This is a genomic window from Streptomyces luteolifulvus, assembly GCF_008806595.1.
Lineage (GTDB): Bacteria > Actinomycetota > Actinomycetes > Streptomycetales > Streptomycetaceae > Streptomyces > Streptomyces luteolifulvus.
In genome coordinates this window covers 267186-283200 of the sequence record NZ_VZRB01000007.1, presented here as the reverse complement: position 1 = coordinate 283200, position 16015 = coordinate 267186, and the positions used below count along the sequence as shown (strand labels likewise).

General features: G+C 72.7%; 15 protein-coding genes. 6 read left to right on the top strand and 9 right to left on the bottom strand.

From position 1 onward, the window contains the following. The first annotated feature begins 27 nt into the window (after positions 1-27). Both F7R91_RS13355 and F7R91_RS13350 read left to right on the top strand, forming a co-directional pair. Positions 28-702 carry a maleylpyruvate isomerase family mycothiol-dependent enzyme gene (locus F7R91_RS13355; protein WP_150947942.1) on the top strand — a complete coding sequence of 225 codons (675 nt, stop codon included), beginning with the start codon at positions 28-30 and terminating at the stop codon, positions 700-702. 80 nt (positions 703-782) lie between these two features. After that, complete coding sequence (locus F7R91_RS13350; RefSeq protein ID WP_150947941.1) at positions 783-1481, top strand: copper homeostasis protein CutC; 699 nt, start codon at positions 783-785, stop codon at positions 1479-1481. A gap of 524 nt (positions 1482-2005) precedes the next feature. Here F7R91_RS13350 and F7R91_RS13345 read toward each other — a convergent pair. Further along, entirely contained in the window at positions 2006-3970 is a 1965-nt protein-coding gene (locus F7R91_RS13345) for a HelD family protein (protein WP_225320635.1), read from the bottom strand. A gap of 383 nt (positions 3971-4353) precedes the next feature. On the opposite strand from F7R91_RS13345, the gene F7R91_RS13340 reads away from it, so the two are divergent. After that, positions 4354-4539, top strand: coding sequence for a hypothetical protein (locus F7R91_RS13340; RefSeq protein ID WP_161068743.1), 186 nt, complete (start codon positions 4354-4356; stop codon positions 4537-4539). A gap of 17 nt (positions 4540-4556) precedes the next feature. Here F7R91_RS13340 and F7R91_RS13335 read toward each other — a convergent pair whose 3' ends face one another. Next, a complete protein-coding gene (locus F7R91_RS13335; protein WP_150947935.1) occupies positions 4557-6200 on the bottom strand; it encodes a DNA repair helicase XPB in 1644 nt (547 codons plus the stop codon). A gap of 210 nt (positions 6201-6410) precedes the next feature. On the opposite strand from F7R91_RS13335, the gene F7R91_RS13330 reads away from it, so the two are divergent. Next, positions 6411-6962, top strand: a complete 552-nt coding sequence (locus F7R91_RS13330; RefSeq protein ID WP_150947933.1) for a hypothetical protein — start codon at positions 6411-6413, stop codon at positions 6960-6962. Positions 6963-7014: 52 nt separating this feature from the next. Here the strand turns inward: F7R91_RS13330 and F7R91_RS13325 are convergent, their stop codons facing one another. Both F7R91_RS13325 and F7R91_RS13320 read right to left on the bottom strand, forming a co-directional pair. Beyond that, positions 7015-9534: a helicase-associated domain-containing protein gene (locus F7R91_RS13325; RefSeq protein WP_150947931.1), complete on the bottom strand. Its 2520-nt coding sequence runs from the start codon at positions 9532-9534 to the stop codon at positions 7015-7017. 75 nt (positions 9535-9609) lie between these two features. Beyond that, positions 9610-10623, bottom strand: a complete 1014-nt coding sequence (locus tag F7R91_RS13320) for a hypothetical protein (RefSeq protein WP_150947929.1) — start codon at positions 10621-10623, stop codon at positions 9610-9612. 151 nt (positions 10624-10774) lie between these two features. On the opposite strand from F7R91_RS13320, the gene F7R91_RS13315 reads away from it, so the two are divergent. Continuing rightward, positions 10775-11407: an HAD family hydrolase gene (locus F7R91_RS13315; RefSeq protein ID WP_150947927.1), complete on the top strand. Its 633-nt coding sequence runs from the start codon at positions 10775-10777 to the stop codon at positions 11405-11407. On the opposite strand, the gene F7R91_RS13310 is transcribed toward F7R91_RS13315, so the two are convergent. Further along, positions 11386-11634, bottom strand: coding sequence for a hypothetical protein (locus F7R91_RS13310; RefSeq protein WP_150947925.1), 249 nt, complete (start codon positions 11632-11634; stop codon positions 11386-11388). The two genes, F7R91_RS13315 and F7R91_RS13310, sit on opposite strands and share 22 nt — an antisense overlap. Positions 11635-11798: 164 nt before the next feature. Between F7R91_RS13310 and F7R91_RS44040 the strand changes: the two genes are divergently transcribed. Beyond that, positions 11799-12182, top strand: coding sequence for a cold-shock protein (locus F7R91_RS44040; RefSeq protein ID WP_150947923.1), 384 nt, complete (start codon positions 11799-11801; stop codon positions 12180-12182). Between the two features lie 61 nt (positions 12183-12243). On the opposite strand, the gene F7R91_RS13300 is transcribed toward F7R91_RS44040, so the two are convergent. From F7R91_RS13300 to F7R91_RS13285, 4 genes are all read right to left on the bottom strand, one after another. Then, positions 12244-13107 carry a 1,4-dihydroxy-6-naphthoate synthase gene (locus F7R91_RS13300; protein ID WP_150947921.1) on the bottom strand — a complete coding sequence of 288 codons (864 nt, stop codon included), beginning with the start codon at positions 13105-13107 and terminating at the stop codon, positions 12244-12246. Continuing rightward, positions 13091-13804, bottom strand: coding sequence for a futalosine hydrolase (locus F7R91_RS13295; protein WP_150947919.1), 714 nt, complete (start codon positions 13802-13804; stop codon positions 13091-13093). The genes F7R91_RS13300 and F7R91_RS13295 overlap by 17 nt, the downstream gene beginning before the upstream one ends. Positions 13805-13829: 25 nt before the next feature. Further along, positions 13830-14342, bottom strand: coding sequence for a hypothetical protein (locus F7R91_RS13290; RefSeq protein WP_150947917.1), 513 nt, complete (start codon positions 14340-14342; stop codon positions 13830-13832). Between the two features lie 63 nt (positions 14343-14405). Next, a complete protein-coding gene (locus tag F7R91_RS13285; protein WP_150947915.1) occupies positions 14406-15839 on the bottom strand; it encodes an MFS transporter in 1434 nt (477 codons plus the stop codon). Between the last annotated feature and the right edge of the window lie 176 nt (positions 15840-16015).

Sequence of the window (16015 nt, the reverse complement as noted above, 5' to 3'; positions counted from 1 at the left end):
CGTCGTACGGACCCTAGTTTGGAACTCATGACGACTGCTGACGTACACGAGGCACGTGACCCCGAGCAGCCCGGCCGGCTGCTCGCCACCGAGCGCGACGCGCTCATTCCGCTGCTGCGGGCCCGGCCCGACGCCGATTTCGCGCTGCCGACCGAGGCGTGTCCCGGGTGGACCGTGCGGGATGTGCTCGCGCACTGCTCCGCCGCGCTGACGCGGGTGGTGGAGAGCCGCTACGAGGAGGGGGTGTTCTCGCCCGAGTCGAACGACCGGGACATCGCCGAGCGGGCCGAATGGACGAACGCGCAGGTCGTGGACGAGCTGGAGCGCGGGATGAGCGAGGCGGGGCCCGTGATTGCCAAGGCGGGCGGGGTGCTGGACATGATCGCGCTGGGGGAGTGGGTGCACGCGGGGGACGTCCGTGAGGTCCTCGGGGAGCCGGGGGCCTACGCGGGGGCGGGGCTGCCGGACGCGCTGGCGCTGCTTGCGCGGATCACCCGGGACAAGGGGCAGGTACCGCTGCATGCCGACCTCGACGACAGGGACGAGCCGCTGCGGCTGGGGGACGTGAGCGGGGAGCGGCCTCCGGCGCGGTTCATCGGGGACGCGGCGACCCTCGTACGGCTGTATGCCGGGCGGCCAGCGCGGGGGGCGTCCTACGAGCTGGCCGGGGTGGAGGCGGAGGAGCTGAACATCTTCGGGTGAGTGGGCGAGGCCCTCTACGTACGTGGCGTGGGCATGGTCTAAATTGGACTAGACCTGTTAGCCGCGACGAATGGGGTCCCATGAGCAAGCGTGCAGTCCTGGAGGTGATCGCCCTCGACGTCGAGGACGCGGTTGCCGCCCAGGCCGGAGGCGCGGACCGCCTCGAACTGATCACCGACATGGCGGCCGACGGACTCACCCCGCCGGTGGCGACCTTCGTCGCGATCCGGGCCGCCGTCGACATTCCGCTGCGGGTGATGCTGCGGCTGGAGGACGGGTTCGCGGCGAGGGAAACGGACCGGCTGGTGGCCGTCGCGCGGGAGCTGCGGGCCGCCGGGGCCGAGGAGTTCGTGCTCGGGTTCCTCGACGCGGCGGGCGGGGTGGATCTCGGGGCCGTGGAGCGGGTGGTCGATGAGCTGGCCGGGTCCGGGTGCCGGTGGACGTTTCACCGGGCGATCGACCACGCGGCCGACCGGGATGCGCTGCGCAAGCAACTGGATGGGGTGCCGGGCCTCGACACCTACCTCACGGCAGGCTCCTCCGCGGGGGTGGACGACGGACTCCCCACGCTTCTCGCGGAGGCGGCGCGGCGTGGGGAGCCGGGGTACGAGCAGCGGATTCTCGTGGGCGGGGGGCTGCGGCTCGACCACGTGCCAGGGCTCCTGGCCGGGGGGATCGACGCGTTCCACATCGGCGGGGCGGCTCGGCCGGGGGGCTGGGGCGAGCGTGTGTCGGCGGCTGCGGTGGAGGAGTGGCGGGGGGCTCTGGACGGGGGGTGAGCGGTGTGGGGGGATCGCGCGGCGCGGGGGTGGGTCGCGCGGCCCGGCGCTGGCGGGGTGCCGCCCGTGTCCGCCTGTGCCGTCCCGGCGTGGGAGTGGCTTGCGGGGTTGGTGCGCGGGCGTGGGTCGCGCGGCCCTGCGCTGACGGGGTGCCGCCCGCGCCCACCCGTGCCGCCCCAGCGGCACGACTGCCCGCGGTGAGGGCGGGTGCGTGGCCCGGCGTTGGCGGGGGCGGCCCGCGCCCGTCCGTGCCGTCTCGGCGGCGCGACTGTGCACGGTGAAGCGGGTGCGTGGCCCGGCGTTGGCGGGGGGCGGCCCGCGCCCGTCCGTGCGCCCCAGCGGCGCGACTGGCCGCGGGATGGCGGTCTGGGCTGCCCGGCGCTGATGGGTTATCGCCCGCGCGCGTCCGTGCCGTCTCGGCGGCGCGACCCACCGCGGTGATGCGGGTGCGTGGCCCGGCGTCGGGGTGCCGCCCGCGCCCGCCCGTGTCGCCCCGGCGGCGCGACTGCCCGAGGTGATGCGGGCTAGGTGAGCTGGGGTGGGAGTGGGGACATGTGGGTGATGATCAGGCCTGATACCGCTCGGGTCAGGGTTACGTACAGGCGGCGCAGGCCTGTGCGTTCGTCCGGTTCGGCGGTTACCACTGCCTGGGGTTCGTCCAGGACCACGTAGTCGTACTCCAGGCCCTTTGCCAGGGAGGCCGGGACCAGGGTCAGGCGGGTCGTGTGCGTCGTCTCCTCGCCGGGGGGCAGATAGCCGATGCCTGCCGCCGTCAGCGCCTCCGCCAGGGGCGGGATGCGGGCGTCGGCGGCGATCAGGCCGATCGAGCCCTCGTTGCGCAGCAACTCCTCACAGGCGGCCACCACTTCCGCGGTGTCCTCGATCGCGCGGAGGTCGAAGAAGCCCGGGTTCTCACGGACCGAGGCGACCGGCGTCAGTCCCGGGGCGATGTGCGGGAGCAGACGCGAGGCGTAGGTGATGACGTCCGTCGGCACGCGGAAACCGGCCGTCAGCTCCTCGATGACGCCGTCCGCCTTCCCCAGGTGGGCCAGGGCTTGGTCCCAACTCCGGGTCGCCCAGGGCGTGGTGCCCTGCGCGAGATCGCCGAGCACGGTCGCGGAACCGGTGGTGCAGCGCCGGCCCACCGCCCGGTACTGCATCGGGGAGAGATCCTGCGCCTCGTCCAGCACCACATGCCCGAGCGAGTGCGTGCGCTGGACCAGGTCCTGCGCCTCGTCGATCAGCACCGCGTCCGCGGGCGACCACTGCGCGGACTTCACCGACCGCGCCGGCTTCGTCCACAGGATCGTCTTCTGCTCCTCCTCGCTGAGGACGTCTTCCGCATGCAGCGCGAGGAAGTCCGCGTCCGTCAGCAGCCGCAGCACCAGCTTGGCCGGGTCGACCGGCGGCCAGATCTGTTTGACGGCCGCCTTCACCGCGGAGTTGCGGGCGACGGCGTCCTGCACACGGTCGTCCGGGGCCTCGCCCGACCGCTCCATCTGCACCAGCACGGCATGCGCGATACGCTGCGGCAGGGCCTCGCGGGCGGCGCCGTAGCGGATGCCGCGGTCCAGCAGTTCCCGGACGATGTCCTCGAGTTCGTACGCCGGGACCCGCCAGCGGCGCGAGCCGCGCACCACCACGACAGGTTCGGTGGGCATGCTCACGTGCGCGTGGACGGCCCTTCGCAGGACCTCCGCCATCCGCGCGTCGCCCTTCACGAGCGCGGCGGCCGCGTCGTCCGTGCCGCGGACCTCCACATGCGCGACCAGGTCGTCGACCGTGGCCTGTTTGACCGTCAACTCGCCCAGCGCGGGCAGCACCTGCTCGATGTAGTGCAGGAAGGACCTGTTCGGCCCGATGACCAGCGTGCCGGTGCGGGCCAGCCGCTCGCGGTGGGCGTAGAGGAGGTAGGCGACCCGGTGCAGGCCGACGGCGGTCTTCCCGGTGCCCGGACCTCCCTGCACGCACACGGTCCCGCCCAGCCCGCTGCGTACGATCTCGTCCTGCTCGGGCTGGATCGTGGCCACGATGTCGCGCATCGGGCCGACGCGGGGCCGCTCGATCTCCTGCTGGAGCAGCTTGCTCGTGGCGGCAGCCTCAGCGGGATCGGACAGGTGCTCGTCCTCGTACGCCGTGAGGTCGCCGCCCGTGTAGCCGAAGCGGCGGCGCAGCGCGATGTCCAGCGGGTCCTTCTTGGAGGCCCGGTAGAACGGCTGCGAGACCGGCGCACGCCAGTCGATCACCATCGGATCGCCGTCGCCGTCGTGCACATGCCGGCGCCCGATGTAGAACCGCTCCCCCTCCGCGCCCTCGGCCCGGTCCGCGCCCGGAGCGTGCAGATAGTCGAGGCGACCGAAGAACAGCGGGGTGTGGCTGAGGTCGGCGAGGGCCTTGATGCGCTCCCCGATCTGCCGCTGCAGGATCTGCGCGTTGACCCAGTTCGCGGTGACATCGCTGATGTCGAGCGACTCGACGTCCTCCCGCATGGCCCGCAGCGCCGCGCGGGACGAGGCGAGGTGGGCGCGTTCGCGGGCCAGGGGGTCGTCGTCGACGGGCGTGGACAAGGGGGTGCCTCCGGGGGACCTGCGGGTGGACGCTGTGATGCCGGCCGGTTTCCGTCCGGGCGGCGGCGCTCCGTGGAGGAGGCGGGCAAGAGCGGAGATTCTAGGTGAGCGGGAGTGGCGCCTGCCAACGCTTTTCCCCGAGGGTCCCGATCCCCGATGGCCCCGATCCCCGAGGGCCCCGACCCCTAGGGGACGCGCCCTCCGCCCTGGGGGTGGCGAGTCAATCCGGAGTACTACGCGGCGGCCGGTGAGGTTAGCCCCTCAGACCGATGCCGCTCACGCCCCGGGCGAGCAACCATGGAGACATGAGCGCAGCAACCGTCACCCCAGCTCCGCGCCCGCCGCGCCCGGCCGGCGCCACCCCTGTCCTGGGCAGCCACCGTCACATCCTCGGCGAGGCCCTGCGAGCCGTGAAGGTGTTCGCGGGCGCCGCCTTCGACGTGGTCATACTCGGCGAGTACGGCGAGGAAGCGGGCGTCCGCCGCAAGTAGATCCCCGCGCGCCCCGCTCACCCCTCCGCCAGCAACTCGTCCGCGTCCATGATCCGGTAGGCATACCCCTGCTCCGCCAGGAACCGCTGCCGATGCGCGGCGAAGTCCTGGTCGATCGTGTCGCGGGCGACGACCGAGTAGAAGTGAGCCTGATGGCCGTCGGCCTTGGGGCGCAGGACACGACCGAGACGCTGCGCCTCCTCCTGCCGGGAGCCGAAGGTGCCCGACACCTGCACCGCGACCGTCGCCTCCGGCAGGTCGACCGAGAAGTTCGCGACCTTCGACACCACCAGCACGCTGATCTCGCCCTCCCGGAACGCGTCGAAGAGCTTCTCGCGCTGCGCGTTGCTGGTCTCGCCCTTGATCACCGGTGCGTTCAGATGCTCGCCCAGCTCGTCGAGCTGGTCGATGTACTGCCCGATGACAAGGATCTGCTGCCCGGCGAACCGGCGCACGATCGCCTCCGTCACCTTGCGCTTGGTGTCGGTGGTCGCGCAGTAGCGGTACTTCTCCTCGGTCTCTGCGGTGGCGTAGGCGAGCCGCTCGGACTCGGTGAGATTGACCCGCACCTCCACACAGTCCGCGGGCGCGATGTACCCCTGGGCCTCGATCTCCTTCCACGGCGCGTCGAACCGCTTCGGCCCGATGAGCGAGAAGACGTCCGACTCGCGTCCGTCCTCGCGCACCAGCGTCGCGGTCAGGCCCAGCCGCCGCCGCGCCTGGAGGTCCGCCGTGAACTTGAAGACGGGCGCGGGCAGCAGATGCACCTCGTCGTAGACGATCAGCCCCCAGTCCCGGGAGTCGAACAGCTCCAGGTGGGCGTAGATGCCCTTCCGCTTCGTCGTCAGCACCTGGTACGTGGCGATCGTGACGGGCCGGATCTCCTTCCTCGTCCCGCTGTACTCGCCGATCTCGTCCTCGGTGAGACTCGTCCGCTTCACCAGCTCGTGCTTCCACTGCCGGGCGGAGACGGTGTTGGTGACCAGGATCAGCGTGGTCGACTTCGCCTGCGCCATGGACCCGGCACCGACGAGGGTCTTGCCCGCACCGCAGGGCAGCACGACGACTCCCGAGCCGCCGTGCCAGAAGTTCTCCACGGCCTGCTTCTGGTAGGGCCGCAGCGCCCACCCGTCCTCGGCCAGCTCGATGGGGTGCGCCTCGCCGTCGACGTACCCCGCGAGATCCTCGGCGGGCCAGCCCAGTTTCAGCAGCGTCTGCTTGATCTGCCCGCGCTCGGAGGGGTGGACGACGACCGTGTCGGGGTCGATCCGGGCCCCGACGAGCGGGGCGATCCGCTTTGACCTCAGGATCTCCTCCAGGACCGGCCGGTCCGTGGTGGTCAGGACGAGTCCGTGCGCCGGGTGCTTGCTGAGGGTCAGCCGCCCGTACCGGTCCATCGTGTCGGCGATGTCGACGAGCAGCGCGTGCGGCACGGGATACCGGCTGTACTGCACCAGCGCGTCCACGACCTGCTCCGCGTCGTGCCCGGCCGCCCGCGCGTTCCACAGGCCCAGCGGGGTCACCCGGTAGGTGTGGATGTGCTCAGGCGCCCGCTCCAGCTCCGCGAACGGCGCGATCGCCCGACGGCAGTCGTCGGCCCGCTCGTGGTCGACCTCCAGGAGCAGGGTCTTGTCGGACTGGACGATCAGCGGACCATTCACGCGCGGCTGCCTTTCTGCACGGACCTGCTCGGCTCTCCACGGCTCTGCACGGCCAAACGTCCAGTGTGCCGCACCGGTCGCCGATCGGGTGGGGCGCAGCTCACAGCGGACGGAGCGGACGGATGCCCCAGGGCAACCCTGTGGCCCGGTCGTCCGTCTTGACCTGCGGGAGCGGCGCGCTGCGCGCGGCACGGTGGGGAGCTCGCTGTGATGTCGGTACGCATATGGGGGCCCGGCGTAGGGGCCGCGATGGTGCTGGTGGTGACGGGGGCCTGGGTGATGTGGCCGGCGGACGCCGGCGCCCGGCCGGTCGACGCCCGGCTGTGGGGCGCGGTGCGGCCCGTGATCGAGGCGCGGCTCGTGGCGGAGTCACGGGGGAGCGGATACGGCGAGGCCGTGCCCGAGTACGAGGCGCGCTGGTTCTGCCGGGCGGAGGCACTCGAACTGCAGGAGCGTGGGGACCGCGTACAGGCGGGGGTCAACACCTTGTGCATGGAGTACGGGGTGCACGACGGCACGCTGATGGAGTGCAGCGGTGCGCGGTTCCCGCAGGTGGTGGTGCTGAAGCGGGACGCGGACGGCGGCTACCGTGTCGTGTCACGGGAGGAACCGCCCGACGGCGAGGGGTACGGAGAGTGGACGAGGTCCCACTTCGGTGTCCTGGCCTCCGCCGCCGAGGACCCCGTGTCGTCCCACGCCCTGGAGACCGCGGCCCGTGCCCACTTCGGCCTGCCTGCGGACGCGGCCGTCGGCGACTGCTGAAGGCGGGCCGTCAGTCGTCAGCGGTCAGCGGTCCGCGGTCAGCACTCAGCCCTCAGTCGTCCGCCAGCTCTGCCACCCCGGTCACCCGGTGCAGCGGATACGTCCGTACCTCGTCCGCCGTGTGGTCGTACGCCGTGACGAAGCCGCCCTCCACGCGGATCGGGGTGATGACGCGCTGGCTCGCGGCGCCCTCGGCGTTGACGTAGCCGATCCACAGGGCCTCGCCGGTGAGAACGGCGGCCTGCATGGTGGCGAGGGTCTCGGCGGGGGTGGTGCGGGGGAGTTCACCGGCCGTCGCCGGGGCGGTGGTGGGCTTGAGCGGGGCCGTGGAGGCCCGGTCGCCCGCCCGGACGGCGCGGATCGCGGCCGCGAGGAGCGTGGCGTCCGGGACCGGCGGGCCCTCCGGGACCGGCTCGGGCGCGGTACGCGGCGGGGTGCGGTGGGCGTGCGTGCGGGTGATCAGCACATCGCCCTCGGCGGACTCCGCGGCCGGCGCGAAGCCCATCGCCCGCAGCCCCTCCAGAAGCGCGGCCGGGTCGGTCTGCGCGGCCAGGACCGTCGGGGCCAGCCGGCGCAGACCGAGACCCGCGGAGCGCTTGTCGGCGAGGATCTCGTTGAGCAGCGCGTCGTCGTCGCAGCGCACATACGCCGAGGCAGCGCCGACGCGCAGATGCCCGTGCTTGCGGGCGACGTCGTCGATCAGATACGCGAGCGGCTGCGGGACCGGCGTACGGGAGTGGGCGGCGAGGAAGGCGTGCAGGTCGGAGGCGGACCGGCCGGCGTCCAGGGCACGGCGTACCGAACCGGGCGTGAAGCGGTAGACGGTCGCCCCGCCCTTCGACTCGATGTCCGCGAGGACGCCCAGCATGTCGGCCAGGGGGCGTTCGAGCGGGCCCGGCGCCACCGCCGTCAGGTCGGCCTGAAGGAGGACGTGGTCCAGGGGCTCCGGCAGCAGCGGGGTGAGGAGACGGGCGGCCGCGGCCGACGCGGTGGCCTGTTCGATGGGCGCCAATGGCTCGACGGGGACCGGTACATGGTGCACAGGCAGCTTGTCGCCGGGGCCCCGCGGCTCCTCCTCCGGCGGCTTCGGCGCGGGTGCGCCGAGCAGCGCCCGCCCGTGGGCCGAGAGCGCGCCCCGGCCGGTGACGCCCAGCAGCTCCGCCTCGGTCAGCGTCCACCGGGCGAGCCGGCCGCGCAGATCGTCGCCCTGCTGCTGCGGGCCGCGCAGCGGGCGCTCCCAGCGCAGCCGGGCCAGCACGGAGTCGGCGGACGGCGAGGTCCCCTGCGGCAGCCCGGCCAGCAGGGTCAGCACCCGGTGCCGTACCTCCGGCGCGGCGGAGCGGTCGAGGCCCGGCCCCAGCGCCGACAGGGTGCGCTCCTTCGCGTCCCGCCCGCCGACCACTCCCGACGTGCGTGTCGCGTGCAGCCACACTGCGGCGAGCCGCGCCCAGCGCTGCGCGGCGGGCTGCTCCAGCCACTCGTCGTACGCCGGAGTCGCGGCGTACCGCTCGTCCGCCTCCCCGTCGGACGCCAGCAGCCCGGCCGCGTAGGCGAGCTCGACCCAGAACGCGGCGACGGGTTCGGACACGTCGAGGGCGACGGCCGTGCGCTTCAGGTCGCGGACGCTGAGCCCGCCGGCCCGCAGCACCGCCGGGCCGCCCTCGTCCCAGTCCTTCAGCAGCTCCTCGACGGTCGCCAGCGCCGTGTACGCCTGCCCGGCCGCCGTCGCGTCCACAACCTGTGGACGGTGCGTCCCGGCGGCCTCCACGGTCGGCGGGACCGGCTCGACCGTGCGGTGCGCGCGACCGTCGCGCAGATGCAGCGCCACCTCCCGCGGCAGGGCCACCGTCCCGGGCGTCGCCGGCAGCAGCAGCCCCCGGTTAAGCAGCCGGCGCAGATGGGGCGCCGGGTCGGGGGTGATCTGTCCGTACGGCGGCCCCCAGACGAGCCGCGACAGCACCTCCCGCGACTCCTCCGGAACCTCGGCGAGCAGCTTCGCCATCCGCCTGCGGTCCCTGAACAGGGCGGAGAGCGCATCCACGGCCGAGACCGAGTCATGGGTCGACGGCAGGCCCGCGGTCGTGACGATGTCCTGGATACGGCCGGGCGACATGCCCGAGGTGGCCTCGGCGACCGTGGGCCCGAGCCCCGTCGGCGACGGGTGCTGCGGCGACGGCGCGAGCAGTTCGCGGGCCGTGCGCACCAGACGCATCCGGTCGTCGTCCCCCCACACCAGGGCCTGGTCCCGCAGGGTCGCCACGGCCCGCGGCAGCGCGGCGGCGACGGCCGGGTCGCCCTCGTCGCCGGTCATCAGCCCGAGCAGCTCGTCGTACGACGCCGGGTCCGCGGCGACGGCGAGGGCCTCCGCGGTCTGCAACGCGAAACGGTCCAGGCGCTCCAGGGCGCGGACGGCCGAGGCGCGGGTGCCGGCGCGGGTGGCGAGCTGGGTGAGGTCGGTGGGGACGGGGGTGATGAGGTCGGGACGGGCGCGCAGGAGTACGGCCAGGGAGGCGTCATCCCTGCCGCGGAGCGCTTCCGCGAGGGAGCGGGGCGATGGTGCCGGGCTGCTCATCCTGCCCACGGTAGCGGGTGGGCCCGACGGCTCGGTGGGTGTGCGGTGCTCGGAACCGGTGCCCGGGGGCGCGCGTCACCGCTGCCGCTGCGACCGCCACACCAGAAACAGCGCCGATGCCACGGCCGCCCCGCGGATCACCCACGGCCAGGTCTGGGCGACGGCCTCGTTCATGTGCCCCTCGGTGATGGGGTCGCCCCAGCGGCCGTCCGTCCGGCCCCACAGCCACAACACGCCGGCCACGACCGCCAGCCCCGGCAGGAACATGACCGCCCACTTGGTCTCGGCGTCGGTCAGCCGCCGCGAGGCATAGGCGATGAGCCAGCCCACCAGCAGCACGACCAGGTTGCCGAGCACCGCGCCCGCGACGAGGAGGCCCGCGGCGAGCAGCAGGAGCGGGTTGCTCCAGCTTCGGGAGCCGCCGGAGCCTCCCGGGCCTTCGGCCCGCCTCGGCAGGAGACGCAGCCGGCGCCGGGCCTGGGTGTCCACGACGGCCTTGGCCTCCACCACCGGCTCGGCCTTCCCCACGACGGCCGCCGTCTCCTCGGCCGTCTCCTTCGGCGGCGGGGGCTTGAGCAGTTCCGGGATCTCCACACCGCCGACGAACCCCGGCACGCTGTCCCCGACCCCGAAGGGACTGCTGTCCACCCGCCACCAGTCCGGCTGCGAAGCGCTGTCCCCGAGCTCGTGCGTGCTTGCGAGATGCGGCGGAGAGGGCGCGTCGGACGCGGCGGGGCCGGGCGACTGGGCCGGGCGCGGGCGGGGGACGATCCGGCGCAGCCCCTTCGGCCGCTGCTCCGCCTCCGGCTCGGCGTCCCGCTGTACGGGCACGGCGGCGGCCGGTGCCTGCGGTGCCCCGCCGGTACCGCCCGCGGCCGCGACGACCTCGTCCGGGCTGCCGAGCCGGTCGAGAATGCGGCGGACGGCGGCGGGACTGTCGACGGGAGCCCTGGCACGCCGCCGGTCGATCTCGTTGCGCAGCTCCGCGACGAGCCGCATCCGGGTGGCCGACGGCAGCTGCCGCTGGTGGGCCACGTCACCGACGCGGCTCAGATACTCGTAGACGACCTGGTCGCTCTCGATACCCACGAAGTCCCCTCGGGGGTCGGTGCGTTGAAAACCCCGTGGTGACAGACGTTACCGCCTGACCGACCCGGCCCGCGGCCGGCCGTGCCACGCAGCCCGCGGGCAGCGGTGCCGCTGAACATGCAGGGCACACCGGCTCGGCACAATGACCCATATGGCCCTCACGACCTCCTCCGCGCTGACCGTCGGCTTCGACCTGGACATGACCCTCATCGACTCCCGCCCCGGCATACACGCCTGCTACGTGGCGCTCGCCGAGCGGACGGGTACGTACATCGACGCGGACCTGGCGGTCACCCGGCTCGGTCCGCCGCTCGCGGAGGAGCTGGTCAACTGGTTCCCGGCGGAAGCGGTGGACGCCATGGGCGACCTGTACCGCTCGATGTACCCGACGATCGCGATCGTGCCCACGCCCGCGATGCCGGGCGCCCGTGAGGCGATCGCGGCCGTGCGGGCGGCCGGCGGGCGGGCGATCGTGGTCACCGCCAAGCACGAGCCCAACGCCGAGCTGCACCTGGAACACCTGGGCATCGAGCCCGACGCGGTCATCGGCGACCTGTGGGCCGAGCAGAAGGCAGGGGCGCTGCGTGAGCACGGGGCGGGGATCTACGTCGGCGACCACGTCGGGGACGTACGCGGAGCCCGTACGGCCGGCGCCGTCGCGGTGACCGTGGCCACCGGGCCGTGCGACGCGGCCGAGCTGAGGTCGGCGGGCGCGGACGTCGTCCTCGGTGACCTCACCGAGTTCCCGGCGTGGCTGTCGGACTACTGTCCGGCCCGCGCCTGACGGCGGCCCGCCGCGATGGACCGCAGGACTCCCGCACCGGCCAGCAGGAAGCCGACGCCCATCAGCATGCTCAATCCGAACATGTAGGGAGGAAAAGGCGTCGTTCCGAGGAACAGCGGGGCCACGGTGACGAGTGTGGCCACGGCACCGATGAAGAACACGACGGCACCGGCACGGATCAGTCGGTCACCGGGTACGGCGGAATTCGTTTGGGTTTTGTCACGCACCGGACCAGGGTAGTTCCCTGCGCGAAGGAACAACACGGTGACGTCTTGTCTCCGGCCTGAAGAGCATTAGCCTTGGTACCGGCGGGTCCCGACGACCCGCCCGAGTGCTATCAAGAGCCGTTTTCAGAAGCAGTTTTCCGACGAGTACGAGGACGAGGACAGACGTGCCTACCGGCAAGGTCAAGTGGTTCAACAGTGAGAAAGGCTTCGGCTTTCTCTCCCGCGACGACGGCGGCGACGTCTTCGTCCATTCCTCGGTCCTCCCCGCCGGAGTCGAGACACTCAAGCCGGGACAGCGGGTGGAGTTCGGAGTGGTCGCCGGTCAGCGCGGCGACCAGGCACTTTCGGTCACCGTTCTCGACCCGACCCCCTCGGTCGCGGCCGCGACCCGCAAGAAGCCGGACGAACTGGCGTCCATCGTCCAGGATTTGACGACCCTCCTGGAGAACATCACCCCGATGCTCGAGAAGGGCCGCTACCCCGACAAGGTCTCCGGCAAGAAGATCGCGGGCCTGCTGCGCGCGGTCGCCGACCAGCTGGACGTATAGCGACGCGTTCACGCAGGCGCACCCGGACCGAGGGGCGGCATCGGCCCCTCGGCCGGCCGGTTCACGGAAACGACAGGGACTCGGGACGGTGCGGGGGGAGCAGGCCCTCTGCTGCGGCTCGGGTCAGGAGGCCGCGTACCGCTGCGTAGCCGTCCTCGCCCAGGTCGTGTGTGAATTCGTTGACGTACAGGCCGATGTGCTGGTCGGCGACGGACGGGTCCATTTCCTGGGCGTGTTCCAGGACGTACGGGCGGGAGACCTCGGGGTCGTCCCAGGCGGCGCGTACGGAGGCGCGGATCGAGTCGGCCAGGCCCGTGAGGGCCTCGGCGCCCAGTGAGCGTTTGGCGATGATCGCGCCCAGCGGAATCGGCAGCCCGGTCGTGTTCTCCCAGTGCTCGCCCATGTCGGCGAGCTTGTGCAGCCCGTAGTTCTGGTACGTGAAGCGCGCCTCGTGGATGACGAGACCCGCCTCCACCTTCCCGTCCCGTACGGCGGGCATGATCTCGTGGAAGGGCATGACCACGATCTGCCCGACCCGGCCCGGCAGCGTGTCCGCCGCCCACAGCCGGAACAGCAGGTACGCCGTCGACTTCTCGCTCGGCACGGCCACCGTACGGCCGGTGAGGTCGATGCCCGCCTCCCGGGTGAGCACCAGCGGCCCGCAGCCGCGGCCCAGCGCGCCCCCGCAGGGCAGCAGGGCGTACTCGTCGAGGACGTACGGCAGTACGGCGTACGACACCTTCAGCACGTCGAACTCGCCGCGCTCGGCCATGCCGTTGGTGAGGTCGATGTCCGCGAACGTCACGTCCAGCGCGGGCGCGCCCGGCACGCGGCCGTGGACCACGGCGTCGAAGACGAAGGTGTCGTTCGGGCAGGGGGAGTAGGCGATCCGCAGGGGCTGCCGGTGCTCAGTGTGGGCGGTCATGTGAGTTCCAACTCTTCAGGACGGGCGTCAGCTTCCCGAAGGCCTCCGTCAGGGCCGTGAGCGCGTCGCCGATGCGCCAGCCGGCGCGGTCGCGCGGGCCCACCGGGTTGGAGACGGCGCGGATCTCCAGCACGGGCACCCCGTGCGCGGCGGCCGCCTCGGCGACCCCGAAGCCCTCCATGGCCTCGGCGAGGGCGCGCGGGTGACGGGCGCGGAGCGCGTCGGCGCGGGCGGCCGTGCCGGTGACGGTCGACACGGTGAGGACGGCACCGGGGCGCGCTCCGGTCGCGGCCACCACCCCCCGTACGAGTGGTTCCGGTGGACGATGGGTGACGGTTCCGAAGCCGAGCTCGGTCACCGGCGCAAAACCGTCGGCCGTCTCGGCGCCCAGATCGGCGGCGGTGATCTCGTTGGCGACGACGAGCGACCCGACGGGCGCGTCCGGCTGGAAGCCGCCCGCGATGCCGGCGGAGACGGCCAGGTCGTAGGGGGCGCCGTCCAGGGCCGCGGCGGTGAGGGCGGCGGCGGTGGAGGCGGCGGCGAGGGCGGGGCCGACACCGGCGGCGACGAGGTCGTAGCCGCCGGTGGCCTGATGCAGGGTCACCCCCGGGAGGCGCACCTCATGCACCGGCCCCTCGAACGCGCGGGCCACCGCGTCCCGTTCGACGGGGACCGCGGTGGCTACGAGGACGCGCATGGACGGATCCGGATACGGCCGCGGATCAGGCGTTCTCGTTCTTGAGCTTGAAGTTCCACACGCCCTTGAACTGCGAGCCGGCCTTGTTCTGCTCGACGATGCTGATGTACAGCTGCTTCGGCGCGGGCTGGCCCTGCTGCTCGGAGAAGAGGTCGACGCCCTGGAAGGAGTAGTACGTCTTCTTGTAGACGGGGGTGACCTGCTGGCCGTTGATCCACAGGGCCCAGCCGGTGTCCGCGATCTCGGGGTCGACACCGATGCGCAGCGTCTCGCCCTGCGGGACCTCGATCGAGTCCGACGCCTTCTTCAGGGCGCACCTGGTGGCCTCGGCGCGGCCGATGTTCTCACCGTTGTCGTAGCAGGCGGCCTCGGCGCTCACCGAGTTCTTGCCGACCGTCACGGTGGCGCGCGGCGTCGGCTTGTCGCAGGCCGACAGGACGAGCAGTCCGGCGGCGACGGCGCCGGCGGCGGCGACGGCGCGGCGGCGTCGCACAGCACGGTATCCAGGAGCGGCGGTGCCGCGGGGCAGCAAGGTCATGGCCGAAAGGCTATCGGGCGCCTTCGGCCGTCCCTTTACCTGGGGTGCGGCGTGGCCCATTCGTTAGGCCACACGCGGCTGGGTGGCCCCGCCGTGCCGGGCCGAGCTCAGCAGGCCCCTCAGGGTGGTCAGCCAGCCCGCGGCGACGATCGCGGCGGCCACGGTCATGCCGAGCGGGCCGTTCAGCGGCAGCACGATGCCGATCGCGCCGCCCAGCACCCACGCCATCTGCAGCATCGTCTCGGAGCGCGCGAACGCCGAGGTACGCACCAACTCGGGCACGTCCCGCTGGATCAGCGCGTCCAGGGACAGCTTGGCGAGCGCCTGCGCGAACCCGGCGATCGCCGCCAGGCACGCCACCAGGAACGCGCCGAAGAAGATCGCGGCGGTGATCGCCGCGCCCAGCACGAACGCCACGACGGTCACGATGATGATCTCCGGTGCCCTCGATCTGAGCCACGCCCCGACCGCCGTACCGAGCGCGTTGCCCACGCCCGCCGCGACGATCACTATCCCCAGCGACACCGCCGCGCTCTCGCCGGTCAGCGGATGCTCCCGCAGCAGGAAGGCGAGGAAGAAGATCAGGAAGCCGGAGAGGCAGCGCAGGGCGGCGTTGGCGCCGAGGGCGTGGGTGACGGCGAGACCGACCGTGCGCAGCCCGGGGCGCTTGACCGGCTGCCGGTGCGGCCCGTGCAGATGCTGTTCGTCCGCGGCGAGCAGCGCCGTGTCCTCGCCCTTCGCCGAGTCGACCTTGTGCGGCAGGGAGAAGGACAGGAACGTACCCACGAGGAAGATCACGAAGGCGCCGTACAGCGGCAAGCGATCCCCGACGGCCTGCAGGCCCGCCGCGGCCGGCCCCGCCACGGCGGTCGCGAGGAGACCGCCCAGCGTGACCCGCGAGTTGGCCTTCACCAGCGAGAACTTGGGCGGCAGAAGCCGGGGCACCACGGCGCTTCTGACGACGCCGTACGCCTTCGAGGCGACCAGCACGCCCAGCGCCGCGGGATACAGCTCCAGACTGCCGCTGGCGACCGCCCCGGAGATGATCAGCGCGAGCATCGCCCGGGCGAGCATCGCGCCCGCCATCGCCGCCCGGCGGCCGTGCGGAAGGCGGTCGAGGAGCGGACCGATCACCGGTGCGAGGACCGTGAAGGGCGCCATCGTGATCGCGAGGTACAGCGCGACGCGCCCACGGGCCTCGTCGGTCGGCACGGAGAAGAAGACGGTGGAGGCGAGGGCGACGGTGATCATGACATCGCCGGCGCCGTTCACCCCGTGCAGCTCGATCAGCTTGCCGAGACCGGACTCACCGGCGCCCTGCGCATGGGTCGCCTTGCGGATTCCGCGGGCCGGACCGGTCACCGGCAGGTGCAGGACACGGCCGACGGAGCGGAGGGAACCGCGCACCCGGCCCGTCCCGCCGTCCCGGCTGCTCCCCTTGATCCCTTTGGATCCACCGACCCCGGTGGCTCCTTGGGGTGTCCTTGCGCCTGCCACGACGTCATAGTGCCCCGAGAACGGCGTACGTAGTGCGGTTTACGGCGCGTTTGGCACCGAGCGAGTCGGTTGGGAGCACAGGAATCACGGCCCCGGAGCGGCGAAGAGGTCGGTCGGTGTAGGCCGAGCGCCGACGAACAGGTAGCGTGCGTATCTCAGCCATCCCGCAGAATGGG